The organism is Polymorphum gilvum SL003B-26A1 (assembly GCF_000192745.1).
Lineage (GTDB): Bacteria > Pseudomonadota > Alphaproteobacteria > Rhizobiales > Stappiaceae > Polymorphum > Polymorphum gilvum.
Map to the genome: position 1 here is coordinate 1,894,638 of NC_015259.1, position 23,878 is coordinate 1,918,515.

Here is a 23,878-nt window from a genome sequence, read left to right on the forward strand (position 1 = left end):
CACGGGCAGTCTAAGCGCATCAGCGATGCGCGTGACGAGGTGTGACATGGCTGGGAAGGCGGCCAATCTGACCGTTCGAGAGGGAATTGTCGAGGAAGCCGTGGCGCGGGACGACATCGACTGCGGTCGCGATCTGCTGTTCACCGGCTTCTGACCGTTTTCTGGACAATGCGAGGTGGAGACTGGATGACCAAGGCGTCGATTGCGATCCGGCCGCTGGAAGAGAAGGACCGGCCGGAGTGGAGCGAACTCTGGCGGGCCTATCTCGCCTTCTATGAAACCGAGAAGCCCCAGGCGATCTACGACGTCACCTGGGCGCGGCTGATGACTCCCGGGGAGGATCCGCGCGGGTTCTGCGCCGTCGACGAGGCCGGCCGGCTGGTGGGCATCGTGCACTACATCTTTCACCGGTCGTGCTGGACGGTCGGACCCTACTGCTATCTGCAGGATCTCTACGCCGATCCGTCGGCGCGCGGGGCCGGCGTCGGCCGGGCCCTGATCGAGGCGGTCTACAGGGCCGCGGACGAGGCCGGCGCCGATGTGGTCTACTGGCTGACGCAGGACTTCAACGCCACAGCCCGCCGGCTCTACGATCGCATCGGCAAGGCGACCCCCTTCATCAAATACGTGCGCTGACCCTACACGCGCCGGCCGGCACCGACAGCGCCCCGGCGGCCAGGAGGACCCTATGATCCGCAACGACTTCCCCGGCTTCAACTTCAACCTCGGCGAGACCGCCGACATGCTGCGCGACAGCGTGCGCTCCTATGCGCAGGACCGCATCGCGCCGCTGGCGGAGCGGATCGACCGCGAGGACTGGTTCCCGCGCGAGCTGTGGCCGGAAATGGGCGAACTCGGCCTGCACGGCATCACCGTGGAGGAGGCGTGGGGCGGGGCGGGCCTCGGCTATCTGGAGCACTGCATCGCGATGGAGGAGGTCAGCCGCGCCTCGGCCTCGATCGGCCTCAGCTACGGCGCCCATTCCAACCTGTGCGTCAACCAGCTGCGCCGCTGGGGCAACGACGACCAGAAGAAGCGCTATCTCGGCAAACTGATTACCGGCGAGCATGTCGGCGCGCTGGCCATGTCGGAACCGGGGGCGGGCTCCGACGTCGTGTCGATGAAGCTCAGGGCCGAGAAGAAGGGTGACCGCTACGTGCTCAACGGCTCGAAGATGTGGATCACCAACGGCCCCTGCGCCGACACGCTGATCGTCTATGCCAAGACCGATCCGCAAGCCGGGCCGAAGGGCATCACGGCGTTCCTGATCGAGAAGGGCTTTGCAGGCTTCTCCGTCGCCCAGAAGCTCGACAAGCTCGGCATGCGCGGCTCGGAGACCGGCGAACTGGTGTTCCAGGACTGCGAGGTGCCGGAGGAAAACGTCCTCGGCAGCGTCGGCAAGGGCGTCAACGTGCTGATGTCCGGCCTCGACTACGAGCGCGCGGTGCTGGCGGCGGGCGCGGTCGGCATCATGCAGGCGGCGATGGACGTCGCCATTCCCTACGTCCACGAGCGCCAGCAGTTCGGCCAGCCGATCGGCACCTTCCAGCTCGTCCAGGGCAAGATCGCCGACATGTACGTGGCCATGAACGCCTCCAGGGCCTACGTCTATGCCGTCGCCCAGGCCTGCGACCGGGGCGAGACAACGCGCGAGGACGCCGCCGGCGCGATCCTCTACGCGGCGGAAAACGCGACCAAGATCGCGCTCGACGCGATCCAGCTGCTCGGCGGCAACGGCTACATCAACGACTACCCGACCGGCCGGCTGCTGCGCGACGCCAAGCTCTACGAGATCGGCGCCGGCACCAGCGAGATCCGCCGCATGCTGATCGGCCGCGAGATCTTCAACAAGACCGCGTGAGGGGGCGGGAGCGGCGGTGCCCGCCGCGTGCCGTTCACGAGCCCGGTCGCGTCACGCCTGCGCGGTCATGAAGCCGGCGAAGAAGGCCGACAGGGCGTCGTGGGCGTCGAGCGGCAGGACATGGGCGACGTACTGGTCCGGACGGACGATGACCAGGCAGCCCCGTTCGCGGTCGATGGCGCGCATGTCGAACACGTCCTGCCCGCCCTTGCGGTCGGCGCAGTACATCTTCTCGTAGTCGGTCAGGCCGTAGCGGCCCTTTTTCGGCAGCAGGAACGCCGGCATGGCCGAAAGGTCGAGATCGCGGAAGCCCTGCTGGAAGATCGCGCGGGCGTCGATGACGGCGTCGATATCGGCATCGGCCGGCGTGTGGCGGCGCACCGGCGAGGCCGGCGACTGCTCCAGGAACGCGCACAGGCGACCGATGGCGGAGGCGGGAGCGGCCGGATCCTCCGCGCCTGAGAAGGCATAGAGGCGCCAGCGGCCGTCGGCAATGGCTGCATGGCCGAGGTGCACCGGCTTGCCGTCGGCGAGACGGATGACCGGCGCGGAATGGAAGCGCGTGCCGATCGCGAGGCCTTCGGCCAGGTGCTGGTGGGTGGCCTCGCCGGTCAGCACCGACGGTGCGTAAACCGTCGCCGTTCCGGCCGTGTAGCGGCCGTGCTGGACGAAGTAGTGCTGCACCTGTGCCGGTTCGATGCCGTCCGGATTGGTTTCCGACTTCAGCGGCGCGCTAAGCATCTTCGCCCATTCACGGTCGAAGTCGATCAGGGTCCTGGCGATCGCCTGGCGTTCGGCGGAATAGGTGCGCAGCAGTTCGGGGCCCGACAGACCCTTGAGGACATGGGCCAGTTTCCAGCCGAGATTGAAGGTGTCCTGCATGGAGACATTCATGCCCTGGCCGGCCTTCGGACTGTGGGTATGGCAGGCGTCGCCGGCGATGAAGACATGCGGCAGGCGCGTCGCCGCCTCGGCGTCCGGCACGTCGTCGAACCGGTCGCAAAGCCGCTGGCCGATCTCGTAGACCGACCACCAAGCGACCTCCTTCACGTCGAGCGTGTAGGGGCTGAGGATCCGCCGTGCAGCGGCGATCAGATAGTCGACGGTGATGTTCCTGTTGGCGACGCGCTCGTTCTCGTTCAGCTTGTCGAGCTCGACATAGATGCGCACCATGTAGCCGCCCTCGCGCGGGATCAGAACGATGCTGCCCTCGTTCGCCGACTGGATCAGCGCCTTCATGCGGATGTCCGGGAAGTCGGTGACGGCAAGGATGTCCATGACGCCCCAGGCCTGATTGGCCGAATCGCCGTGCAACGCGCGGCCAAGGGCCTGGCGAACGCGGCTGCGGGCGCCGTCGCAGCCGACGACGTAGCGGGCGCGCACCGTTTCGATTCGGCCCTCGTGGTCGGGATCGGTCCGCTCCAGCGTCGCCGTCACCGGATAGCCGCCGGGGGAGGCGGCCGTGTCGATGGCAAGGTCGACGAGGCGGCGCGAATAAGAGGGTTCGAGACGGTTCGGCGACTGGCGCATGACGTCCAGGTAGAAATCGTGCACGCGCGCCTGGTTCAGGATCACGTGGGGGAATTCGGACAGTCCGTCCTCGACGTCCTGAGTGCGACCGTGTCGGACGATGGTGTCGCGGTCGGCGTCGCCCGGCTTCCAGAAGGTGGTCTCGTTGACCCAGTAGGCCTCCCTCATGACCCGGTCTACGAAGCCGAAGGCGTTGAACATCTCCATGGTGCGGCACGCGATGCCGTCCGCCTGGCCGACCAGCAGCGGACCGGACTTCTGGTCGACGATCCGCGTGCTGATTTCGGGAAAGGCCGACAGCTGGGCCGCGAGGGTGAGCCCCGCCGGTCCGCAGCCGATGATGAGGACGTCGACCTCCTCGGGCAGCGTGTCCGAGGCCGGCGCGGTCCGGACCCGGTCGGACGGCTCCGCAATGTCGGGGCTGCCAGTTCTGAAGCCGTTGTGATGGTACTGCATGGCACGGTTTCCTTGGTGCATTTCCCTGGCCCGGTGCGGAGCCTTGATCTGGTTGCAGGCGCGCCGGGCGGTTTCGACCCTCGCCGGACCGCCGGTCCCATATCCGAAGCCGGCGTGGCGATGCTAAAACGAACTCGACAGACACTCGATATAATAAGTATGCTGATTATCAGTATGCTTGTCAAACAGGACTGCGAGGCCGGAGACTGTGGTGATAGATATCGAGGAGATGCCGGGGCACCTGGTGCGCCGGTTCCAGCAGATCGCGGTGGCGATCTTTCACGCCGAAGTCGGCAAGACCGGCTTCGACCTTACGCCCGTGCAATATGCCGCGCTGGCGCGGATCAGCACCAATCCGGGCATCGACCAGGCGACGCTCGCCGGCCTGATCGCCTACGACCGGACCACCATCACCGGCGTCGTGGACCGCCTTGTGCACAAGGGCTGGCTGACCCGCACGGTAAGCGGCAGGGACCGGCGTGCGCGGGTGCTGCGGATCACCGAGGAGGGGCTGGACGTCCTGCGCCGGATCCAGCCGGCCGTAGAGGAGGCGCAACGGATCATGCTGGGCGGCCTGACCGAGGCCGAGGCGAAGGACCTTCTGCGCCTGCTGCACAAGGCGACGGCGGCGGCCAACGACCTCAGCCGCGCGCCGCTGCGTGCGGCCTCGACGCCCGCGTCGGACGCCGACTGAACCGTCCGGGTTCCGTTGGGAAAACGGTGCGGCGGACGAAGCGAGCCGAATGGGCTTTCATGCGGCGCTGCAGGGAGTCATTGTAGAGGCCCAAGTTCGGAAACCGCTTCCAGTGCCGCCGGGAAGGACCGATGTTGACCGCCTCTCTCGCCATTCATCCTCTGACCCCCGACCGTTGGGACGATCTGGTCGGGTTGTTCGGGCCGGAACGCGGCGCGAACTCCGGCTGCTGGTGCCTGTGGCCGTTCCTGCGCGGGCGCGACTGGAACGCGATGAGCCGCGACGAGCGGCGCGATGGGCTCAGGGACAGGACGGAGACGGGGCCGGCGCCGGGACTGCTCGTCTACGACGGCAGCGTTGCCGCCGGCTGGGTCGCGGTCGGCCCGCGCGCGCAATACATCCGTTTCCAGATGGCGAAGACATCGATGCCGCTGGACACGGACCCGGCCGAAGGGCCTGCCAATCCCTACGCCATCCCGTGCTTCTACATCCGCTCCGCCTATCGCAAGCGTGGCCTCATGCCGGTGCTGGCCCGGGCCGCCGTCGACCATGCGACGGCGCTGGGTGCGGACGCGGTCGACGCCTGCCCGATCGATCCGGACAAGCCGCTCACCTGGGGCGAGGGCTTCGTCGGCATCGCATCCGTGTTCGGCAGGCTCGGCTTCGAGGAAATCGCGCGCCGATCACCGAAACGGCCGCTGATGCGGCTTGATCTTCGGCCGGCTAGGCGCGCAGGCGAGGGGATCAGGACAGGATGAGTGGCGAAACCGAACTCGACTACCTGATCCGGCACCTGCGGCCGATGCTCGATCCGCAGCCCTATGTGTTCTGCACCTTCGCGGAAAAGAACTTTGCAGATCTCGTGCCGCTCGCTCCGGTCGCGCTGATCTCCGAAACGGAAGGCGTCACCGCCGTCCTGCCGGCCGACCGGGCGCGGGACCTCGGGCTGGCCGAGGCGGACTGGTACCGGCGGATCACGCTGATGGTGCAGTCCAGCCTGGCGGCGGTCGGTCTGACGGCGGCCGTGTCGGGGGCGCTGGCGCGGGCAGGCATCCCGGCAAACATGGTCGCCGCCTTCCATCACGATCACGTGTTCGTTCCCGCCGACTCGGCGGAGCAGGCGCTGCTTGTCCTGCGCGAACTGGCCGAGGGCTGAATGCTCGTGTCGCCAGATTTAACGATGCACTAAGGCCTTTCAGCCTAAGCGAGGGGCGAGACCCGCCCGGGCGCGAGGGGCGCAGGTGCGGGTTGGACGAGGGGCCTCATGGACCTTGATACCCGTACGCTGCTGCTGACTTTCGCGGCGATCAGCCTGGTGGCCGGCGCCACCCTGCTGCTGGTCTGGCTGCCGTCACGCACGCAGGCCTGGCTGAGGAGCTGGGCAATCAGCTTTCTCGTGCGCGTGCCCGGCTTCCTGCTGCTCGCGATGCGGGGAGACATTCCCGACCGGATCTCGATCGATCTCGCCAATGCGCTGCTGATGCTCGGCGTCGGCATCGGCCATGCCGGAGCGAGGCAGTTCGGCGACCGCCCGGTGTTGCCGCCCGCCGTCGTCGCTCCGATGATCGTGTGGCTCGCCGCCTGTCAGGTCCCCGCGCTCTATGAGGATTCCGGCATGCGGGTGTTCGTGCAGGCCATCCTGTTGGCCGCCTATGGGGCGCTGATCGCCTGGGAGTTCTGGCGCTGCAGCGGGGAAAGCCGCCTGCTGCGCGGCCTCCTTGTGACCATTTTCGCGCTCAATGCCGTCACGCAGGCCCTGCGCGGCTGGTTCGGCCTGGTCAACGGCCTGCCTGCGTCGCTGCCGATTCCGGACGATGGGCTTGTTCTGACACTCTCCGTGCCGATGCTGGTCGCTCTCGTCGGCGTCCTGATCGGGATTGCCCTGCATCGGGACCAGGTGATGCGCGGGCTGCGCCGCGAGGCCGATATCGATTATCTGACCGGTGCTCTGAACCGCCGCTCGTTCGAGCTGCACGCCGGGCAGGCCCTGCGCCAAAGCAGTTCGGTCCGCAGGGCGTTTCTCCTCCTCGATCTCGATCATTTCAAGGCGGTGAACGACACGCTCGGCCATGATGCAGGCGACCGCGTGCTGGTCGATTTCAGCCGGGAGGTGCGGAGCCGGGTCGGAGCCGGAGCCTGCTTCGGTCGGATCGGCGGTGACGAGTTCGCGTTGCTGGTGCCGGTTTCCGATGCGCTCGCCGCCGAGCGGCTGGCCGAGGATCTTTGCCGCCTGGTTTCCGGCATGACGGTCGCGTCGCCGGATGGCGATTGGCCACTCAGCGTCAGCATCGGCATTGCGATGGCAGGACCGGCGGACGATCTCGAGCAGTTGATGCGCTGGGCGGACCGGGCGCTCTATGCGGCCAAGGCGGCGGGCCGCAGCCGGGTCGAACACCTGACCCCGGCTCTCGTCGCGGCTGTTGCCGCACAGATCTAGGTCTCCGGCGCGCGCGGACGGTTGCAATCGGGCGCGCCCCGTTCCAAAGCTGTCCGGCAACCGATCCGGCAACCGAGAGGACTTTCGACCATGGAGCGTTCCCGCCGCCGGCTAGCTGCGATCATGTGCGCCGATGCGGTGCGGTGGGCGGTCGGACCGTCCGGGCGAGCGGTGAGACCGCCGGGGGCTGGGCCTGCCGGGCCGCATCGGCGCGCCTGTTGCGCTCTTGATAACCCTTTGGAGGCTATACTCCGCTCTTCGTTTGCGAGCCGGGCCGGCTTGGCATAAACATGGGGCCATGAGACCGCGCCGGGATTCACCGGCACACCTTCACCAATGGAGCCTGTCCAGCGCATGATGAACCAGTACACGTCGGTGCCTGTCCGCCTTGACGACGAAGACGAGGAAGAGAAGACCAAGACGCCGCAGTCGATCCAGGTCGACAAGCATCTGTTCGACGCGCGCACGGTGCTGATCACCGGTCCGATTACCCAGGAACTGGCGCGCGACGTCTGCTCGCGGCTGCTGGCGCTGGCGCAGGTGTCCGGCGATCCGATCACCGTGATCGTCTCGTCGCCGGGCGGCCATGTCGAATCCGGCGACATGATCCACGACACCATCAAGTTCATCCGCCCGGACGTGCGCATTCTCGGCATGGGCTGGGTGGCGAGCGCGGGCGCGCTGATCTACGTGTCGGTGCCCAAGGAGCGCCGCTTCTGCACGCCGAACACCCGCTTCCTGCTGCACCAGCCGTCGGGCGGCGCGGGCGGCATGGCGACCGACATCGAGATCCAGGCACGCGAGATCCTGAAGATGCGCGACCGGCTCAACAAGATCTTCGCCGACGCCACCGGCCAGCCGCTGGAGCGCATCGAGAAGGACACCGACCGCGACTACTGGATGGGCCCGGATGAGGGCATTGAGTACGGTCTGGTCGGCAAGGTCGTGCAGACGGTCGACGAGTTGCGCTGACGCGTGTCGCAGTGTACGCACAACAAGCGACGCCGGCGGTTTCCGCCGGCGTCTTGCGTTGCGTAGGCCTGTCAGGCGCAAGTCTGCTGCGCGGCCGGCCCGGTCATCTGAGCCGCACAGGAAGCGCCGACGACATGGCGGCGGACGCGCTCCAGCAGCACGCGCAGTTCCGCTTCGACGCGAACCGGCAGGTTCCGGCCGACCAGATGACGCGCCAGCCGGTCGACGAAGCGGTCGTAGCCGCCGGGATCGGCGCAGTAGGGTGCCAAGGTGTGGCTGATCGGCGGTCCCTCGTAGATCGGCGCGCCGCCGAACAGAAAGACCAGAAACTCGGTGAGATCGTCGGCGGCGGTCGCGGCAGCGGCAGGCACGGTCCCCCCGCCGGCCTCCGGCATCGGTTCCGTCAGCACGGCGGCCACCGCCTGGCGAATCGCCGGCCGGCCGCCCAGTGTCAGATAGAGTGTCATTCCTGGCCCCTTCGGTTGAAGTGATATCCCGATGGGGGCAGCTTGGGTCACCGGCTTGCGGGCGCCTGTGATGTGTGTCACGGCTTGCCGCATTCCTGGCATGGAGATTTTTCGGGATGATTTTCAGACAGATCGGCGGGTTGTCCATTCCGGCCCTGGGCCTCGGCACATGGCCGCTGACGGGCACGCAATGTTCCGACATCGTCGCCCACGCCCTGGCCAGCGGCTGGAGGCACATCGACACGGCCCGACGCTACGAGAACGAGAAGGACGTCGGTGCCGGCATCCGGGCGGCCGGGGTGGCGCGCGATGCGTTTCACCTCACCACCAAGGTGTGGTGGGACAGCCTGCGCCACGACGACCTGATCCGTTCGGCGGCGGCCAGCCTAGAGGACCTTGGGGTCGAGCAGGTCGACCTGCTGCTGATCCACTGGCCCAACCCGGAAATCCCGCTTGCCGACTCGATCGCGGCGCTGCTGGAGACGAAGGCGCGCGGCTGGACCCGCGCCGTCGGCGTCTCGAACTTCCCGTCGGCGCTGATGGCCGAGGCGCAGGCACTGGCCGGCGGCCAACTGGTGACCAACCAGGTCGAGTACCATCCATTCCTCAGCCAGAAGGCGGTGCTTGCGGCCTGCGAACGGCTCGATATGACCCTGACGGCCTATGCGCCGATCGCGCGCGGACAGGTCAACGACAGCGCGGTGATCCGGCGGATCGCCGACCGCCATGGCAAGACGCCGGTGCAGGTGACGCTGCGCTGGCTGGTGCAGCAGGAGCGGGTCATCGCCATTCCGAAGACCGCCAATCCCGACCGGCTGGCGGCCAACGCGGCGATCTTCGACTTCGAACTGGGCGCCGAGGAAATGGCGGAGATTTCCGCGCTCGGCTCGCCCCGGGGGCGGACGATCAACCTGGACTGGGCGCCGGACTGGGACACGGAGTAGGGAGGGGGGCTCAGCCCCGGGTCCAGGTCTGCCGCGCCTCGAGCCAGGCGCGGCAGCGGCCTTCGGGATCGGCGGCGGCCAGCACGTCGGTAATCACGCACAGGCTGTCGGCGCCGGCGGCATAAACCGCAGGCGCCCGCTCCAGCGTCAGGCCGCCGATGGCGACCAGCGGGCAGGCGATGCGCGCCTTCCAGGCGCCGATGCGGGCGAGTCCCTGCGGCGCGAAGTCGACCTTCTTGCCGCCCGGCTCGTAGATCGGGCCGAGGGCGACATAGTCGGGATCGAAGCCGAGGGCGCGGTCGAGTTCTGCCTCGGTATGGGTCGAGATGCCGAGGCGCAGGCCGGCCCGGCGGATCGCGGCGAGGTCGGCGCCGTCGAGATCCTCCTGGCCGAGATGGATCCAGGCCGCGCCCGCGTCGATGGCGGTGCGCCAGTGGTCGTTGATCACCAACTGGCAGCCGAAGGTGCTGGCGAGCGTGAGCGAGGCCCGCACCTCGGCCTCGATCTCGGCCGGGGTCTTGTCCTTCAGGCGCAGCTGCGCCAGCTTCAGACCGGCCGGCAGCAGGCGCACGAGCCATTCGGCGCTGTCGACGATAAGATAGAATCGGTCGAGCATGACGACGTCCTCATCGTTACGGGGCGGGGATAGCAGATCGGCACGGGTCCATGTTCTTTTATCTGTCCAAGATCGTCTTTTTCGTCATTCGGCCGTCGAACTTCGTCTTCCTGTTGATCGCGGCAGGCCTCGTTCTGGCGTTCGGCCGATTCCGGCGCATCGGTCTGGTGCTGGCGTCCGCCGGCGGGCTGCTGCTCGGCGTCGCCGGGCTGTCGCCGCTGGCCAACCTCTTGATGGTGCCGCTGGAAGACCGGTTTCCGGCGCCCTCGACGCTGCCCGAAACGGTCGACGGCATCCTCGTGCTCGGCGGAGCGATCGACACCGTGGTGACCGGCAAGCGCCCCTTTCCCGGGCTGACCACGGCCGGCGAGCGGGTGGCGGTGATCCCCGGACTCGCCCGCCGCTATCCGCAGGCGCTGATCGTGCATTCGGGCGGCAGCGGGCTGCTGTTCGGCAATTCGAGCACCGAGGCCGAGGGGGCGGCGCAGCTGTTCGAGAGCTTCGGCCTTGCCCCGGACCGGCTCGTTCTGGAGGATCGGTCGCTGAACACCTGGCAGAACGCGGTCTACACCAAGGCGCTGGTCGAGCCGCGCGCAGGCCAGACCTGGCTGCTGGTGACCTCGGCGATGCACATGCCGCGCGCGGTCGGTGTCTTCCGCAAGGCAGGCTGGACCGGCGTCGTGCCCTATCCGGTCGACTGGCGCACGCGCGGGCCCGAAGACCGCCTTCGGGTGTTCGGCGCCGTCTCCGACGGGCTGACGCGGCTCGACATCGCGTTCCGGGAATGGGTCGGGCTCGTCGCCTACCGGGCGAGTGGGCGCACCGACGCGCTGTTGCCGGCGCCCTGATCCGGCCGCACGCCTACTGCGGGGGCGGAGCAATTGAACGGCTCCGCCTTTTTTCCGGGCCTCCGGGGCCCTATCTTGTCGACGAGACACACGGTCGGCGAAGGAAGCGAACCCATGTCCCTCGAAGCTCCCCTGATCGCGGCGGACGTGATGCAATGGCTGCATGGCGAGGCGGTCGGCATCAGCGACACGCTCGTCATCGTCGAGGAACTCGGCGAACGGCTGCGCCGGGCCAAGGTTCCGGTCGACCGGATCACGATCGGGATCGTGCTGCTGCATCCCAACGTGCGTGCAGAAAACGCGATCTGGACCAGCGACGGAACGCGGGAACTGCGGCGCTACCTGGAATCGCAGGATCTGGAGGCGTCCTACGACAACAGCCCGCTGAAGGTGGTCTACATGGAAGGGCGGGCCGTACGCTGTGCCATCCCGCCGGTGGCGAATGGTTGGGAATACGGCATCATCCCGGACCTCCGGGCGGACGGCTACACCGACTACATCGCGCTGCCGATGCCCTTCGCCGGCGACACCAAGAAGGCCCTGACGCTGGCGACCCGCGCGCCCACAGGCTTTACCGCCGCGCATGTCGGCGTGTTCGAATCGATCGCCCATCCGCTCGGCATCGTCTGCGAGCTGAACACCCTGCGCCGGACGGCGGAGACGCTGCTCAACACCTATGTCGGTCCACGCGCGGGCTCGCGGGTGCTCAACGGCACGATCAAGCGCGGCGAGGGCGAGTGGATCTCGGCGGTGGTCGGCTTCGCGGACCTGCGCGGCTTCACGCGGCTTTCCAACCGGCTGCCGGCCGATACGCTGATCCGGCTGCTGAACACCTATTTCGGCGTCATGGCCGAGGCGGTGGAAAGCCACGGCGGCGAGATCCTGAAGTTCATCGGCGACGAGGTGATGTCGATCTTTCCCTACGAGAACGATGCCGAGGCCGTCGATGCGGCCAAGCGCGCGCTGCTGGCCGCGCGCGAGGCGGTGAAGCGCATCGCCGGCGTCAACGCCAGTTGCTGCGAGGAGACGCCGCAGATCCGCGTCGGCATTGCCCTGCACGCGGGCGACGTGTTCTTCGGCAACGTCGGCAGCGAGACGCGGCTCGACTTCACGGTCGTCGGCCCGGTGGTGAACCTTGCCGCCCGGATAGCCGGCCTGGCCAAGGACCTGGACACGGAGATCCTGGTCTCCGATACGATCGCCGACATCATGGGCTGCCGCTCCGGGCTCTACGGCAGCTATCAGGTGAAGGGATTCGACGAGCCGGTGTCGGTGTTCTCGCCCTCCGCCGCGGCCATCGACAACGCGACCTGGTGTCCCGAGAGCACGGCGCGTCTGGCCCTCGAAAAGAACTGACGACGCAAGAGCACGACCAGGACCGCGAGCGTCGTGACGGCGAAGACCGCCGGGCCGGCGAACCAGCCGAGGAAGCCGATCGAGAAGAAGAACGCCCGCTGGCCGCGGTTGAAATGGCGGCCGGCCAGGGTGTTGAGTTCGGCCGCCTGTTCGGCGATGCGGCGCATGTCGGCATGCCGGCCGCCGCTCGCTTCGGGCACGGCGCCCATGACGATGCTGGCGTAGTTGAACAGCCGGTAGGCCCAGCCGAACTTGAAGAAGGCATAGGCGAAGATCAGCATCAGGCCGAGCACCTTGATTTCCCACAGTGCGCGGCTCGACTCGACCGGCACCGACAGGTCGCCCGCGATCTCGACGATGCGGTCTGCGGCGTCGAGCAGGGCGAAGGAACCGCCGATCGCCAGCAACGCGGTCGAGGCGAAGAAGCCGGTGCCCTGCTGGAGGCCGGACAGGATCGCGGTGTCCATGATCCGCACCGAGCGTCCCGCCATGGTGATCATCCAGGCGCGCCGGTAGGCCTCCATGGCATGGGACAGGGTCCTGTCGCGCAAGGGGCTCAGCTCAACCAGGACGTTGAAGCCGAACCAGGCGAGGAGAAACCAGCCGACAGCGATCAGGTCATGGGCGGAGAGGGCGGTCATGAAAGGAACTCAACCGTTGCCAATGTGTTACCCCGATCGGAGGGCGCATCCGAGCTGCTCACGATTTCAAGGGCTTGCACAAGAAAGCCTAAGCCCATGATACCATACTGTCATTTCCAGAATTGCATAGCCAGCGTAGCTGATGCGCTTTTTTTGCACTTGCGAAGAAATTAGGGAGACGTTAATTCATATGCCGCAAAGGCGCCACATTCGACCGCTCGCGGTCGTGCGGCGCCTGCCAGTCACAAGGGTTTTCATGGACGAAAACGTGCAGAAGTCCTGCTGGGGCGTCACCGTGTGGACGGTGATCGTGCTCGGGGGCATGTTCGCTCTGATCATGCTGTTTGGCGACGCCGAAGGCGCCAGGCAGGCCGTGGCGGTCGCTCACTGAGCGGCGGCGGAATCGGGCCGGAATTCAGGGCGCGGACCAGGTCCGCGCCCTTTTTCGTGGCCGGACCGGACTAATCCCCGCTTGGCCGCGACGGCGGGTCTGCGGAAATCCGACGGCGGGGGCCGATGTGGCGGTGCAGTTCCATCTGGCGCACGACCGTCTTTCCGCCCGGCCGGCTGACCAGGAAGCCGGCATAGGCGGCGTTGGCGACGTCGAACAGCACCAGCGTCGCCGGGCCCGAAGCCGGCCAGTCGATCTCAGCGCCCCAGGTGTCGACTTCCTCCAGGCGGGTCTTGCCGGCCAGGGCGAGCAGGTCGTCGCGGTGGATAACCACGCCGGCACGCGGGGTCCAGTCGATCGAGGCGAGGCCGTCGGGGCGGCGGAAAAGCGCGAGGCGGGTGCCGGCAATGTCGAGCGTCAGCACGGTCGCGTCGTCGGACAGGTGCAGAGTGAGGTCGGCCGTGCCGAGATCCTGCGGCAGGGGGACAACCGTACCGTCGGCGCCGGCGACGAAGCCGCCGGTGTTGACGATCCGGTGCGGGCCGAGGTCGAGGCACAGGCCGGGACCCGCCGCCAGAAGGACGGCGGCGACAAGGCCTGCTCGGAGGGCTCGGATCGTCCAGGGACGCATGGGTCGTGTCCGGCGTTGCGGCAAGATATCCCTCTATCCTGACGGAAACTCGTTTCGGATTCCTTGTGCCTATCCCCGACCAAGGCCTGTGAAAAAAGCCGCGGGCGCGCTTTGACGGCGCGCCGATCCTTGCTAGGGGAAGGGCATGGCTCTCCATCTGGTCAAACTCTGCGTGGGCGCGGATAGCGTCGAAAGCCTCCAGGCCTGGATCGACTTCCGGATGGGGGAAAGGCGTGCGGCGGGCGAGCCGGCGGAACAGGTGCACACCACGCGGATGAACCCGACGCGGCGCGAGGAGTTGCTCGACGGCGGTTCTCTGTACTGGGTGATCAAGGGATTCATCCAGGTTCGTCAACACCTTGTCGACATCCGTCCGTTCACCGACAAGGCCGGCATCAAGCGCTGCGACCTGGTGCTGGAACCGCGCCTGATCCTGACCCAGATGCAGCCGCGGCGGGCGTTCCAGGGCTGGCGCTACCTCAAGCCGACCGAGGCGCCCGCGGATATCGCGACCGGACGCGGCCACGCCGACATGCCCGAAGGCATGCGCCGGGAGCTGTCCGAACTCTGTCTCATCTGACGCCGGAAACCGGCCGGAGAGGCGCCGGAAACCGGCCTGAGACCAGCCGAAGGCTGGCGAAGATTGGCGGAGACTGGTGACCCTAGGCCGGAATGTTGTCGATCAGCCGCGTCTGGCCGAGCCAGGCGGCGACCAGCAGGCGGCGGGGGCGGTCGGAGGCCGCCTCGAGCGGGGCGAGCGTGGCCGCATCGCGCAAGGCGAGGTAGTCGACCCGGAAGCCGGCCTGCTCCAGACGGCGGCAGCCGTCGTCCAGCGCGGCCAGATCGCCCGGATCGGCGGCCAGGCGGGCGGCGGTGTCGGCGAGGGTGGCGTAGAGGGTCGCCGCGGTTCGGCGGGCCTGGGGATCGAGATAGGCGTTGCGGGACGACATGGCGAGGCCGTCGGTCTCGCGCAGGGTCGGCGCGCCGACGATCTCGACGGGCATGTTGAGGTCGCGCACGAGCTGCCGGATCACCAGGAGTTGCTGATAATCCTTCTCGCCGAAGACGGCGACGTCGGGCAGGACGGCGAGCAGAAGCTTGGCGACGACGACGGCGACCCCGGAGAAGAAGTGCGGCCGGAAGTCGGTCTCCAGGCCGAGGGCGGGGCCGCCGAGACTGACGGCGGTGCAGAAGCCGTCCGGATACATCTCGCGGGCGCTGGGAGCGAAGACGTGACCGACGCCGAAGGCGGCGAGCTTGTCCACGTCGCTCGCCTCGGTGCGCGGATAGGCGTCGAAATCCTCGTGCGGTGCGAACTGGGTCGGGTTGACGAAGATCGACACGACGACGGCGTCGGCGAGCGCGAAGCCCTTGCGCACCAGCGACAGATGCCCCTCGTGCAGGGCACCCATGGTCGGCACCAGGGCGATGCGCCGGCCGCCGGTACGCTCGGCGGCAAGGGCGCGGCGCAGGTCGGCGACGGTGCGGTGGATCTGGGGCCCTGTCGTGCCTCTCTCGGTCATTGCGGTCCTCCCCCGGACGCGGCTGCGGCGGCCGCGTCGTTGTGCGGTGCGATGTCTAGCAGATCTCCGCCGCTTTGACAGCCGGGGCGGCCAAATGGCATTTCGCCTTGTTTCGTCGGCTGCGCACCCCACACTATGGGCAACGATTCCAGAATGGCGAGACCCAGAGGAGCGATGTCGAACGCCAGCCGAACGCCTGACAAGACCGATCCCCGCGCGGTCGCGGACGTGCCGTCCAGCCGGACGGAGATCGATGCCTTCCTGTCCACGGCCAGGGCCGTGCAGCCGGCGGGCGGGCGCGGACGTCTGATCTTTGCGCTCGACGCAACCATGAGCCGGCAGCCGACCTGGGACCGCGCCTGTGCCCTGCAGGCGGACATGTTCGAGGAGGCCGGCCGGATCGGCGGGCTCGACGTCAAGCTGGTGTATTTCCGGGGCTTCGGCGAGTGCCGGGCGTCGAAATGGGTCGGCGACGCGCGCCGTCTGGCCGAGTTGATGACCCGCATCGACTGCCGGGGCGGCCATACGCAGATTCGCAAGGTGCTGTCCTGCGCCATCGAGGAGACCCGCAAGCAGAAGGTCCAGGCGCTCGTCTATGTCGGCGACTGCATGGAGGAGAACGTCGACGAGCTGTGTGCGCGGGCAGGCGAACTAGGGCTGCTCGGCGTGCCGGCGTTCCTGTTCCAGGAGGGCGGGGACCGGGACGCGGAAGCGGCCTTCCGGGAGATCGCCCGGCTGACCAAGGGCGCCTATTGTCCGTTCAATTCGGCATCGGCGAAGGAACTCGGCGACCTGCTCAAGGCGGTGGCCGCCTATGCGGCCGGCGGGCGGGCGGCGCTGGCGGCGCTTGAGAAACGGGGTGGCGCCGGCGCGCGGCCGCTGATCGAGCAGATGAAGTAACCGATGATCTATCTTGTCCTCGGCATTGCGGTGGTGGCGCTGGCGATTTGGGCGGCGCAAAGCTTCGTCAAGGCCAATCCCGCCGATCTGGTCCGCCGGCTGCGCACCGCAAGCGGCGTCGCGCTGCTGGGCGGGGCGCTGGTGCTCGTCCTGACGGGGCGCTGGGCTCTGGCGATGCCGGTGGCGATCTTCGCCCTGTCGCTGTTTGGCCTGGGCGGGTCCGGATCGCGCCGGGGCGGCCAGCCGAGCGCCGGGCAGCGATCACGGGTCCGCTCCGCGCTGCTGGAGATGGAGCTCGATCACGACAGCGGCGAGATGAGCGGGCGCGTGCTGGCGGGCCGGTTCGAGGGGCAGATGCTGGAAGGCCTCCAGGTCGAGGACCTGAAGGCCTTGTGGGGGGAAGCGGTCCGGGACGCGGAGAGCCGGGCGCTACTCGAAGCTTATCTCGACCGCCGGCTGCCCGGATGGCGTGAAGACTTCCAGGCGGATGGCGCAGACGGGCAGGGCGGCCCGGCGGGCACGGGCGCCATGACAGATGAGGAGGCCTACCAGGTCCTGGGGCTTGCGCCCGGCGCCGGCGAAGCGGAAATCCGAGCGGCGCACCGCCGGCTTATGAAGCGGCTCCATCCCGACCATGGCGGGACCGCCTTCCTGGCGGCGAAACTCAACGAGGCTAAAGAGAGGCTTCTCGGAAGACATTGAAACCATCCGTTACGCGTTACTGATAGACGGCATAGCAGGCGAACTTCGCCCGCTTGAGGGACTTGCAGGCATTCATGGCGGCGGTCTTGTCGCCGAAGCCGACGAAGCGCGCGCGGTACAGGGTCTGACCGTTGGTCTGGACCGGTTCGGTATAGGGCTCGCGGCTGCGCAGCGCCGATCCGGTCGCCGCACGGGCCTTCTTGAGCAGGCGGATCGCCTCGAGTTCGCTCTCGGCGGCCGCGATCTGCACCTGCCAGCCGGAGGCGCGATCGGCGGTGTTGTTGGTGGCGACGGTGACCGTAGTCGGCTCGTCGGCCGCCGCATCGGCATCGGCGACGGCAGACGGGGCCAGCGGCGAGGAGGTCGGGACCGGAGCTGCGACCGCCGGCTGCGGTGCGGCGACCGGAACAGGTACCTCGAAGACTTCGAAGGCGGCGGCGACGCGCGGCATGGAAATAGAGCCGGTGGTCAGGACGACGGGGTCGCCGGTCGCCGGTTCCGGCGTGCCGGCAACGAGTTGCGGCTTGACCGGCGGCAGCGGCGCCTTGCCGAGGCTGGCGGCGACGAAGCCGCCCCCCGTCGGGCGCGATGCCTGGCCCGAGCCGGGCGCTGCCGGGCGGGCGACCAGCGCGGGCGCGGTGCGCGGACCGCGGCTCGCCTTGGGCAGATGCTCGTTGATCAGCTTGACCATCTGGGCATCGCGCGAACGGCCGGTCTGGCCGCCCATGACGACGGCGACGACGTGACGGCCGTCGCGATTGACCGAGGTGACCAGGTTGAAGCCGGACGCGCGGATGAAGCCGGTCTTGATGCCATCGACGCCGGCGACATGGCCGAGCAGCTTGTTGTGGTTGCCGTAGGTGCGACCGCGATAGGCGAAGGAGCGTGTCTTGAAATAGCCGTAGTAGCTCGGAAACCGCTCCTGGATCGCGCGGCCGAGCTGGGCCATGTCGCGGGCGGTGGTGCGCTGGCCGGAGTTGGGCAGTCCGTGCGGGTTGCGGAAGGTAGTGCGGGTCATGCCGATCTGGCGGGCGGTGCGGGTCATGCGCTCGGCGAAGCGGGCCTCGGAGCCGCCGATGTTCTCGGCGACCACCACCGCGACGTCGTTGGCCGACTTGGTGATCAAGGCGAGGATGGCATCCTTGACCGAGATCGTCGAGCCCGGCTTGAGGCCGATCTTGGACGGCGGCTGGCCGGCGGCGTAGGCGGACACCTTGAGCGGCGTGTCGAGCGACAGCCGCCGGGCTTCCAGTTCCTCGAACACGACGTAGAGCGTCATGATCTTGGTCAGCGAGGCCGGGTAGCGCGGCTCGTCGGCTGAGGCGGCATAGAGGGTCTTGCCGGTCTTGGCATCGACGACGATGCCGGCATATTTAGCGTTGGCCTGCGCGATCGAGGGCAGCGAGGCGAACAAGCCTATCAGCAGAAGCGCTTTCGCAATCCTGGGAAGGGTCCACACCGAAACGAGGCTACGCATACCAGACACACTCACTGTTCCCATCGTTCCCATCCTGGGGGGGGGCTTACAACCTTTTCTCGCGGGGATGGGCACGGTTCGTCCTGGCCGTGCGGCTACCCGTCCCATTCATCCCGTCACAGACACTGTGCTAGAAACGCGGTTACGAATGAGTAAAGCCGTTCGCGTTTTAAGGGGTCATGAACCTTAAGACGGTGCAATTATTGCGTCCGGTTTATATTGCAGTGCAAAAAAGTTATTGACATTTTTTGTGCGGTGCGTGATGATGCGGTCACTCGCCAATCGGTGGATTGAGCGCGGTCCTCCTGTGGAGGCACCATAACAGCGAGGGATGGACATGATGAACAATCTCGACGAATTCCAGAAGCTGGGCAAGGACAACATGGACCTTGCCATGCAGACGGCCGGCAACATGAGCAAGGGCTTCCAGGCGATCGCCGCCGAAGTCGCCGACTACCAGAAGAAGTCCTTCGAGGAAGGCACCGCAGCGATCGAGAAGATCGTCGCAGCGAAGTCCCTCGACAAGGCGTTCGAAGCGCAGACCGAGTACTTCAAGACCTTCTACGAAGGCATGGTCGGCGAAATGACCAAGATCGGCGAAATGTACACGGACCTCGCCAAGGACGTCTACAAGCCCTACGAAGGCATGCTCGGCAAGATGGCCAAGTAAGACCGCCTGCGCGGTTCGCGCGGCGTCGAAAGGTCAGCACCGATGCCCGGCTCACGCGAGCCGGGCTTTTTGCTTTTCGGGCGGCGGCGACGCCTGCCTCATGCCCGGCCCGACCAAGCCACGTCGAGGCTGCCGACCAAGCCCGTGGTCCGGTCATCCCGCAGGCAGCGAAGCGCAGATGCGGGATCGGCGAGCCGGGGGCTCCCGGTCTCCTTCATCGACATCATCGACACGGTGGCTCTCCGGTTCCGGCTCGCGCTCCGCTTGGCCGGAATGACGCCAGAGAGGCTGCGGGCGTGTCGGCACGCTGAGCTCGGGCGCGCGCGCCGGCTGGCAGCGCGTGCGGCCAACCGCCGCGCCCCGGTCCAGCCTCGCTCACGGTTGACCTTTCAAAATCCGGATCGCGACCTACATGAAACGGAAGCCGTCGCACGCCGTCCGTCGATTTGAAGTCGATCACCAAAACAGGCCATTGCGCCCGAGGCCGGGCCGCGTCAGGATTGTTTCACGGTCGGGCGGGTGTTCGGGAGGCCATCCGCCGACCGGGCGTCCGCGGACAGGAAACCCTGTACGGGGACGGGGACGAGGCTTCCGTTGGCGAAAGGCCGTTGTTAGAGTCGGGGCGGAATCTGAATTCGAGGCAAATGAGCACAGGCATGGCAAACGGGTCGCGCCGGGACGAAGATGCAGACGCAGGAACAGTCGTCGTCCCGAAGACCAGGACGGTCACCAAACGTCCGAACCTCTATCGGGTGCTGTTGCTGAACGACGATTACACCCCGATGGAGTTCGTCATCCATGTGGTCGAGCGCTTCTTCCAGAAGAACCGGGAGGAGGCGACGCGGATCATGCTGCACGTCCACCACCACGGCGTCGGCGAATGTGGCGTCTACACCTACGAGGTGGCCGAGACCAAGGTGACCCAGGTGATGGATTTTGCCCGCAAGCATCAGCATCCGCTGCAATGCGTGATGGAGAAAAAGTGAGGGATCGCACACGTGCCGTCATTCTCCCGAAGCCTTGAGAAGGCCCTGCACCAGGCGCTGGCCTTCGCCAACGAGCGCCAGCAGGAATACGCCACCCTGGAGCATCTCCTGCTCGCCCTGATCGACGACCAGGACGCGGCTGCGGTGATGCGCGCCTGCAACGTCGACCTCGACGTGCTGAAGCGGAACCTCGTCGATTACATCGATACCGAACTGGAGAACCTGGTGACCAACGGCGAGGAGGACTCCAAGCCGACGGCCGGGTTCCAGCGGGTGATCCAGCGCGCGGTGATCCATGTCCAGTCGTCGGGGCGCGAGGAAGTGACCGGGGCGAACGTGCTCGTGGCGATCTTCGCCGAGCGCGAGAGCCACGCGGCCTATTTCCTGCAAGAGCAGGACATGACCCGCTACGACGCTGTGAACTACATCTCGCACGGGATCGCGAAGCGTCCGGGTCTGTCGGAGGCGCGGCCGGTGCAGGGGGTCGAGGACGATACGGCCATGCCCGAGGACGTGGAAGCCAAGCCGAAGAAGAAGACCGATGCGCTGGAAGCCTACTGCGTCAACCTCAACGAGAAGGCCACCAAGGGCAAGATCGACCCGCTGATCGGGCGCGACAGCGAGATCGCGCGCACGATCCAGATCCTGTGCCGGCGCTCCAAGAACAATCCTCTGTTCGTCGGCGATCCGGGTGTCGGCAAGACCGCGATCGCGGAAGGCCTGGCGCGGCGGATCGTCAAGGGCGACGTGCCGGAGGTGCTCAAGGACGCCACCATCTTCGCGCTCGACATGGGTGCGCTGCTGGCCGGCACGCGCTATCGCGGCGACTTCGAGGAGCGGCTGAAGCAGGTCGTCAAGGAGATCGAGGAGTATCCCGGCGCGGTGATGTTCATCGACGAGATCCACACGGTGATCGGCGCCGGCGCGACCTCGGGCGGGGCGATGGACGCCTCCAACCTCTTGAAGCCGGCGCTCGCCTCCGGCGCGATCCGCTGCATCGGCTCGACCACCTACAAGGAATACCGGCAGTTCTTCGAGAAGGACCGGGCGCTGGTGCGCCGGTTCCAGAAGATCGACGTCAACGAGCCGTCGGTGCCCGACGCGATCGAGATCCTCAAGGGCCTGAAGCCCTATTTCGAGGACTTCCACAAGGTCCGCTACACCAACGACGCGATCAAGACGGCGGTCGAGCTGTCGGCGAAATACATCAACGACCGCAAGCTGCCGGACAAGGCGATCGACGTGCTCGACGAGACCGGGGCCTCCCAGATGCTGCTGCCGGAAGGCCGGCGGCGCAAGACCATCGGCGTCAAGGAGATCGAGACGACGATCGCGACCATGGCGCGCATCCCGCCCAAGACGGTGTCCAAGGACGACGCGCAGGTTCTGTCGCATCTCGGCGACGAACTGAAGCGGGTGGTCTACGGCCAGGACAAGGCGATCGACACGCTGGCCTCGGCGATCAAGCTGGCACGGGCCGGCCTGCGCGAGCCGGACAAGCCGATCGGCAGCTACCTGTTCTCCGGCCCGACCGGCGTCGGCAAGACCGAGGTGGCGCGCCAGCTGGCCTCCTCGCTCGGCGTGGAGCTGATCCGCTTCGACATGTCGGAATACATGGAACGCCACACGGTGTCGCGGCTGATCGGCGCGCCGCCGGGCTATGTCGGCTTCGACCAGGGCGGGCTCCTGACCGACGGCGTCGACCAGCATCCGCATTGCGTGCTGCTGCTCGACGAGATCGAGAAGGCGCATCCCGACCTCTTCAATATCCTGCTGCAGGTGATGGACCACGGCAAACTGACCGACCACAACGGCAAGCAGGTCGACTTCCGCAACGTGATCCTGATCATGACCACCAATGCGGGCGCGGCCGACATGGCCAGGGCGCCGATCGGCTTCAGCCAGGTCCGGCGCGAGGGCGACGACGCGGAGGCGATCAACAAGCTGTTCACGCCCGAGTTCCGTAACCGCCTCGACGCGATCATCCCGTTCGGCAACCTGCCGATGGAGGTGGTCTACCAGGTGGTCGAGAAGTTCGTTATGCAGCTGGAGGCGCAGCTGGCCGACCGCGGCGTGACCTTCGAGCTGACCGAGGACGCGGTCAAGTGGCTCGCCGACAAGGGCTACGACGCCCAGATGGGCGCCCGCCCGCTCGGCCGCGTGATCCAGGAGCACATCAAGCGGCCGCTCGCCGACGAGGTGCTGTTCGGCAAGCTGAAGAAGGGCGGCACGGTCAAGGTGTCGGTCAGCGAGGACAAGGCCGGCCTGCTGCTGGAGAGCGTCGAGGACAAGCCGATGGTGCCGGTCAAGCCGAAGGCGAAGGCGGCAAAGCCCAAGCGCCGGCGCAAGCTGGCGGCCAGGGCCGAGGCCGAGGCCGCGCCGGTCCCCAAGGCGGCAAGCGGCAAGCCGGGCAGCAAGAAGAGCCTGGTGCCGAAGGTGCCGCTGGCCGACTGAGGCCGCGTCGACCGCACGCGCGAACGGCATCCCGCGGGATGCCGTTTTGCATTTCGCCGGGCGCCTGTTAGGAAAGGGGACCGGCCGGCGTATCTCGCTCCCCTTCGCCGGCACGTCTTTCAGGCTGCCCGATCCGGCTCCGCTCCCTGCAGGAGGTGCCATGCTTCGCGACGATCCCGCCTTGCCCGCGCCGGAGCGGGACAGCGCGCGCCTGTGGGCGCTGCGCGGCATGCGCGCGGCGGTGTCGATCCCGGCGCTGATCCTGACCGCCGCCTTCATCGGCTACGCGGGGCTGGCGCGCGAGAGCGGGCTCAGCCTCGGTGAGACGCTGGCGATGACCGGGCTGATCTGGGCGTTACCGTCGATCGTCGTGCTGACCGGCGCGCTGTCGGCCGGCATGGGCCTTGTGCCGGCGGCGATCGCCGTGGCGCTCGCCTCCGTGCGGCTGATGCCGATGACCATGGCGCTGCTGCCGCTGCTGCGCGACGAGGGGCGCACGCGGCGCTGGCAGCTGCTCGTCGCCTCGCATTTCGTCGCCGTGACCGCCTGGGTCCATGCCATGCGCACCCTGCCGGAGCTGCCGCGGGCCGGGCGGCTGCCGTTCTTCCTCGGTTTCGCGTCGAGCCTGACCGGATTCGTGTTCTGCGTCACCGGCGTCGCCTACCTGCTGATCGAGCGCATGCCGGCGCTGGTGGCCGCCGCGCTGTTCCTGCTCACGCCGGTCTATTTCCTGTGTTCGCTGTGGGGGGCGGCACGGGTGTCGGCGGACAAGGCGGCGATGGTCGCCGGGGTGCTGCTCGGACCGGTATTCTACGCCCTGCTGCCCGGCCTCGACCTGCTGTGGACCGGCCTGGCGGCCGGCACGCTCGCCTATGGCGCGACGCGCGTGGCGCGCAGAGGCTGGCGATGAGCGGCGCCGACGTCTGGTGGTGGCCCTATGTCATGATCGTGGTCGCCGGCTGGCTCGCCACCGACGTCTGGCGCTGGCTCGGCGTGCTGGCCAGCGGGAGGTTGCGCGAGGACAGCGAGATGCTGGTCTGGGTACGCTCGGTCGCCACGGCGCTGGTCGCCGGGGTGATCTCCAAGCTGATCCTGTTTCCCGCCGGCGCGCTGGACAGCACGCCGCTCGCACTGCGCCTGGGGGCGGCGGCGGCAGGCATGGCCGCCTTCTTCGCCCTGCGCCAGCAGGTGGTCGCCGGCGTGCTCGCCGCCGAAGCCGTGCTGATCGGCGGCTGGCTGCTGCTCGGACTTTAGACGACTGCGGCGAGCGCCAGCATGGCGTATGATCCGGGCTGCGGACCGAGTGAGCGGGAGAAGACGAG

At 67.6% G+C, this 23,878-nt stretch carries 26 protein-coding genes; 19 read left to right on the forward strand and 7 right to left on the reverse strand.

Features of this window, described 5'->3' with window-relative positions:
* The first annotated feature begins 186 nt into the window (after positions 1-186).
* Positions 187-636 (forward strand): GNAT family N-acetyltransferase, encoded by a 450-nt coding sequence (locus SL003B_RS09130; RefSeq protein WP_013652548.1) that lies wholly within the window; start codon positions 187-189, stop codon positions 634-636.
* 52 nt (positions 637-688) lie between these two features.
* Entirely contained in the window at positions 689-1,861 is a 1,173-nt protein-coding gene (locus SL003B_RS09135) for an isovaleryl-CoA dehydrogenase (protein ID WP_013652549.1), read from the forward strand.
* A 51-nt stretch (positions 1,862-1,912) separates the two neighbouring features.
* On the opposite strand, the gene SL003B_RS09140 is transcribed toward SL003B_RS09135, so the two are convergent.
* The gene (locus SL003B_RS09140; RefSeq protein WP_013652550.1) at positions 1,913-3,847 is read right to left on the reverse strand and encodes an FAD-binding monooxygenase; all 1,935 of its coding nucleotides are present in this window, start codon (positions 3,845-3,847) and stop codon (positions 1,913-1,915) included.
* Positions 3,848-4,058: 211 nt separating this feature from the next.
* Here SL003B_RS09140 and SL003B_RS09145 point away from each other — a divergent pair, with 211 nt between their 5' ends.
* The 5 genes from SL003B_RS09145 (at position 4,059) to SL003B_RS09165 (ending at position 7,950) form a co-directional block, all read left to right on the forward strand.
* Positions 4,059-4,541: a MarR family winged helix-turn-helix transcriptional regulator gene (locus SL003B_RS09145; RefSeq protein ID WP_013652551.1), complete on the forward strand. Its 483-nt coding sequence runs from the start codon at positions 4,059-4,061 to the stop codon at positions 4,539-4,541.
* A 131-nt stretch (positions 4,542-4,672) separates the two neighbouring features.
* On the forward strand, positions 4,673-5,299 hold the full coding sequence (locus SL003B_RS09150) for a hypothetical protein (RefSeq protein ID WP_013652552.1): 627 nt from the start codon (positions 4,673-4,675) through the stop codon (positions 5,297-5,299).
* Positions 5,296-5,697, forward strand: coding sequence for an ACT domain-containing protein (locus SL003B_RS09155; RefSeq protein WP_013652553.1), 402 nt, complete (start codon positions 5,296-5,298; stop codon positions 5,695-5,697). The genes SL003B_RS09150 and SL003B_RS09155 overlap by 4 nt, the downstream gene beginning before the upstream one ends.
* A gap of 159 nt (positions 5,698-5,856) precedes the next feature.
* Positions 5,857-6,978: a GGDEF domain-containing protein gene (locus SL003B_RS22285; protein WP_148259279.1), complete on the forward strand. Its 1,122-nt coding sequence runs from the start codon at positions 5,857-5,859 to the stop codon at positions 6,976-6,978.
* A gap of 354 nt (positions 6,979-7,332) precedes the next feature.
* On the forward strand, positions 7,333-7,950 hold the full coding sequence (locus SL003B_RS09165; RefSeq protein WP_013652555.1) for an ATP-dependent Clp protease proteolytic subunit: 618 nt from the start codon (positions 7,333-7,335) through the stop codon (positions 7,948-7,950).
* A gap of 71 nt (positions 7,951-8,021) precedes the next feature.
* On the opposite strand, the gene SL003B_RS09170 is transcribed toward SL003B_RS09165, so the two are convergent.
* Positions 8,022-8,417: a globin family protein gene (locus tag SL003B_RS09170; protein ID WP_013652556.1), complete on the reverse strand. Its 396-nt coding sequence runs from the start codon at positions 8,415-8,417 to the stop codon at positions 8,022-8,024.
* 116 nt (positions 8,418-8,533) lie between these two features.
* On the opposite strand from SL003B_RS09170, the gene SL003B_RS09175 reads away from it, so the two are divergent.
* Positions 8,534-9,361, forward strand: coding sequence for an aldo/keto reductase (locus SL003B_RS09175; protein WP_013652557.1), 828 nt, complete (start codon positions 8,534-8,536; stop codon positions 9,359-9,361).
* Positions 9,362-9,371: 10 nt separating this feature from the next.
* Here SL003B_RS09175 and SL003B_RS09180 read toward each other — a convergent pair whose 3' ends face one another.
* A complete protein-coding gene (locus SL003B_RS09180; RefSeq protein WP_013652558.1) occupies positions 9,372-9,977 on the reverse strand; it encodes a thiamine phosphate synthase in 606 nt (201 codons plus the stop codon).
* A gap of 50 nt (positions 9,978-10,027) precedes the next feature.
* Here SL003B_RS09180 and SL003B_RS09185 point away from each other — a divergent pair, with 50 nt between their 5' ends.
* Together SL003B_RS09185 and SL003B_RS09190 are read left to right on the forward strand one after the other, a co-directional pair.
* Positions 10,028-10,825 (forward strand): YdcF family protein, encoded by a 798-nt coding sequence (locus tag SL003B_RS09185; protein ID WP_013652559.1) that lies wholly within the window; start codon positions 10,028-10,030, stop codon positions 10,823-10,825.
* A 114-nt stretch (positions 10,826-10,939) separates the two neighbouring features.
* On the forward strand, positions 10,940-12,181 hold the full coding sequence (locus SL003B_RS09190) for an adenylate/guanylate cyclase domain-containing protein (protein ID WP_013652560.1): 1,242 nt from the start codon (positions 10,940-10,942) through the stop codon (positions 12,179-12,181).
* Here SL003B_RS09190 and SL003B_RS22755 read toward each other — a convergent pair.
* Entirely contained in the window at positions 12,067-12,822 is a 756-nt protein-coding gene (locus SL003B_RS22755) for a DUF599 domain-containing protein (protein ID WP_013652561.1), read from the reverse strand. The genes SL003B_RS09190 and SL003B_RS22755 overlap by 115 nt on opposite strands.
* 256 nt (positions 12,823-13,078) lie before the next feature.
* Between SL003B_RS22755 and SL003B_RS23970 the strand changes: the two genes are divergently transcribed.
* Positions 13,079-13,213 carry a hypothetical protein gene (locus tag SL003B_RS23970; RefSeq protein WP_277914620.1) on the forward strand — a complete coding sequence of 45 codons (135 nt, stop codon included), beginning with the start codon at positions 13,079-13,081 and terminating at the stop codon, positions 13,211-13,213.
* A 70-nt stretch (positions 13,214-13,283) separates the two neighbouring features.
* Here SL003B_RS23970 and SL003B_RS23535 read toward each other — a convergent pair whose 3' ends face one another.
* Positions 13,284-13,844 (reverse strand): hypothetical protein, encoded by a 561-nt coding sequence (locus tag SL003B_RS23535; protein WP_013652563.1) that lies wholly within the window; start codon positions 13,842-13,844, stop codon positions 13,284-13,286.
* A gap of 145 nt (positions 13,845-13,989) precedes the next feature.
* Between SL003B_RS23535 and SL003B_RS09215 the strand changes: the two genes are divergently transcribed.
* The gene (locus tag SL003B_RS09215; protein WP_041375464.1) at positions 13,990-14,424 is read left to right on the forward strand and encodes a DUF1489 family protein; all 435 of its coding nucleotides are present in this window, start codon (positions 13,990-13,992) and stop codon (positions 14,422-14,424) included.
* Positions 14,425-14,506: 82 nt separating this feature from the next.
* Here the strand turns inward: SL003B_RS09215 and panC are convergent, their stop codons facing one another.
* Entirely contained in the window at positions 14,507-15,367 is an 861-nt protein-coding gene (panC, locus tag SL003B_RS09220; RefSeq protein ID WP_013652565.1) for a pantoate--beta-alanine ligase, read from the reverse strand.
* A gap of 153 nt (positions 15,368-15,520) precedes the next feature.
* On the opposite strand from panC, the gene SL003B_RS09225 reads away from it, so the two are divergent.
* A complete protein-coding gene (locus tag SL003B_RS09225; protein WP_242390359.1) occupies positions 15,521-16,267 on the forward strand; it encodes a vWA domain-containing protein in 747 nt (248 codons plus the stop codon).
* A 3-nt stretch (positions 16,268-16,270) separates the two neighbouring features.
* Positions 16,271-16,969 carry a DnaJ domain-containing protein gene (locus SL003B_RS23975; protein WP_013652567.1) on the forward strand — a complete coding sequence of 233 codons (699 nt, stop codon included), beginning with the start codon at positions 16,271-16,273 and terminating at the stop codon, positions 16,967-16,969.
* Between the two features lie 16 nt (positions 16,970-16,985).
* Here SL003B_RS23975 and SL003B_RS09235 read toward each other — a convergent pair whose 3' ends face one another.
* A complete protein-coding gene (locus SL003B_RS09235) occupies positions 16,986-18,446 on the reverse strand; it encodes a D-alanyl-D-alanine carboxypeptidase (protein WP_013652568.1) in 1,461 nt (486 codons plus the stop codon).
* A gap of 337 nt (positions 18,447-18,783) precedes the next feature.
* On the opposite strand from SL003B_RS09235, the gene SL003B_RS09240 reads away from it, so the two are divergent.
* From SL003B_RS09240 to SL003B_RS09260, 5 genes are all read left to right on the forward strand, one after another.
* A complete protein-coding gene (locus SL003B_RS09240; RefSeq protein ID WP_041375991.1) occupies positions 18,784-19,116 on the forward strand; it encodes a phasin family protein in 333 nt (110 codons plus the stop codon).
* Between the two features lie 656 nt (positions 19,117-19,772).
* On the forward strand, positions 19,773-20,102 hold the full coding sequence (gene clpS, locus SL003B_RS09245; RefSeq protein ID WP_013652570.1) for an ATP-dependent Clp protease adapter ClpS: 330 nt from the start codon (positions 19,773-19,775) through the stop codon (positions 20,100-20,102).
* A 12-nt stretch (positions 20,103-20,114) separates the two neighbouring features.
* Complete coding sequence (clpA, locus tag SL003B_RS09250; protein WP_013652571.1) at positions 20,115-22,556, forward strand: ATP-dependent Clp protease ATP-binding subunit ClpA; 2,442 nt, start codon at positions 20,115-20,117, stop codon at positions 22,554-22,556.
* A gap of 160 nt (positions 22,557-22,716) precedes the next feature.
* Positions 22,717-23,466, forward strand: coding sequence for an AzlC family ABC transporter permease (locus tag SL003B_RS09255; protein ID WP_013652572.1), 750 nt, complete (start codon positions 22,717-22,719; stop codon positions 23,464-23,466).
* Entirely contained in the window at positions 23,463-23,810 is a 348-nt protein-coding gene (locus tag SL003B_RS09260; protein ID WP_013652573.1) for an AzlD domain-containing protein, read from the forward strand. The genes SL003B_RS09255 and SL003B_RS09260 overlap by 4 nt, the downstream gene beginning before the upstream one ends.
* Positions 23,811-23,878: the final 68 nt, after the last annotated feature.

What these genes read in the sequence shown, in the direction of transcription:
- SL003B_RS09130 (WP_013652548.1), top strand. Translation starts at nt 187, where the DNA reads ATGACCAAGGCGTCGATTGCGATCCGGCCGCTGGAAGAGAAGGACCGG.
- SL003B_RS09135 (WP_013652549.1), top strand. Translation starts at nt 689, where the DNA reads ATGATCCGCAACGACTTCCCCGGCTTCAACTTCAACCTCGGCGAGACC.
- SL003B_RS09140 (WP_013652550.1), bottom strand. Translation starts at nt 3,847, where the DNA reads ATGCAGTACCATCACAACGGCTTCAGAACTGGCAGCCCCGACATTGCG.
- SL003B_RS09150 (WP_013652552.1), top strand. Translation starts at nt 4,673, where the DNA reads ATGTTGACCGCCTCTCTCGCCATTCATCCTCTGACCCCCGACCGTTGG.
- SL003B_RS09155 (WP_013652553.1), top strand. Translation starts at nt 5,296, where the DNA reads ATGAGTGGCGAAACCGAACTCGACTACCTGATCCGGCACCTGCGGCCG.
- SL003B_RS09165 (WP_013652555.1), top strand. Translation starts at nt 7,333, where the DNA reads ATGATGAACCAGTACACGTCGGTGCCTGTCCGCCTTGACGACGAAGAC.
- SL003B_RS09170 (WP_013652556.1), bottom strand. Translation starts at nt 8,417, where the DNA reads ATGACACTCTATCTGACACTGGGCGGCCGGCCGGCGATTCGCCAGGCG.
- SL003B_RS09175 (WP_013652557.1), top strand. Translation starts at nt 8,534, where the DNA reads ATGATTTTCAGACAGATCGGCGGGTTGTCCATTCCGGCCCTGGGCCTC.
- SL003B_RS09180 (WP_013652558.1), bottom strand. Translation starts at nt 9,977, where the DNA reads ATGCTCGACCGATTCTATCTTATCGTCGACAGCGCCGAATGGCTCGTG.
- SL003B_RS09185 (WP_013652559.1), top strand. Translation starts at nt 10,028, where the DNA reads ATGTTCTTTTATCTGTCCAAGATCGTCTTTTTCGTCATTCGGCCGTCG.
- SL003B_RS09190 (WP_013652560.1), top strand. Translation starts at nt 10,940, where the DNA reads ATGTCCCTCGAAGCTCCCCTGATCGCGGCGGACGTGATGCAATGGCTG.
- SL003B_RS22755 (WP_013652561.1), bottom strand. Translation starts at nt 12,822, where the DNA reads ATGACCGCCCTCTCCGCCCATGACCTGATCGCTGTCGGCTGGTTTCTC.
- SL003B_RS23970 (WP_277914620.1), top strand. Translation starts at nt 13,079, where the DNA reads ATGGACGAAAACGTGCAGAAGTCCTGCTGGGGCGTCACCGTGTGGACG.
- SL003B_RS23535 (WP_013652563.1), bottom strand. Translation starts at nt 13,844, where the DNA reads ATGCGTCCCTGGACGATCCGAGCCCTCCGAGCAGGCCTTGTCGCCGCC.
- SL003B_RS09215 (WP_041375464.1), top strand. Translation starts at nt 13,990, where the DNA reads ATGGCTCTCCATCTGGTCAAACTCTGCGTGGGCGCGGATAGCGTCGAA.
- panC (WP_013652565.1), bottom strand. Translation starts at nt 15,367, where the DNA reads ATGACCGAGAGAGGCACGACAGGGCCCCAGATCCACCGCACCGTCGCC.
- SL003B_RS09225 (WP_242390359.1), top strand. Translation starts at nt 15,521, where the DNA reads ATGGCGAGACCCAGAGGAGCGATGTCGAACGCCAGCCGAACGCCTGAC.
- SL003B_RS23975 (WP_013652567.1), top strand. Translation starts at nt 16,271, where the DNA reads ATGATCTATCTTGTCCTCGGCATTGCGGTGGTGGCGCTGGCGATTTGG.
- SL003B_RS09235 (WP_013652568.1), bottom strand. Translation starts at nt 18,446, where the DNA reads ATGCGTAGCCTCGTTTCGGTGTGGACCCTTCCCAGGATTGCGAAAGCG.
- SL003B_RS09240 (WP_041375991.1), top strand. Translation starts at nt 18,784, where the DNA reads ATGATGAACAATCTCGACGAATTCCAGAAGCTGGGCAAGGACAACATG.
- clpS (WP_013652570.1), top strand. Translation starts at nt 19,773, where the DNA reads ATGGCAAACGGGTCGCGCCGGGACGAAGATGCAGACGCAGGAACAGTC.
- SL003B_RS09255 (WP_013652572.1), top strand. Translation starts at nt 22,717, where the DNA reads ATGCTTCGCGACGATCCCGCCTTGCCCGCGCCGGAGCGGGACAGCGCG.
- SL003B_RS09260 (WP_013652573.1), top strand. Translation starts at nt 23,463, where the DNA reads ATGAGCGGCGCCGACGTCTGGTGGTGGCCCTATGTCATGATCGTGGTC.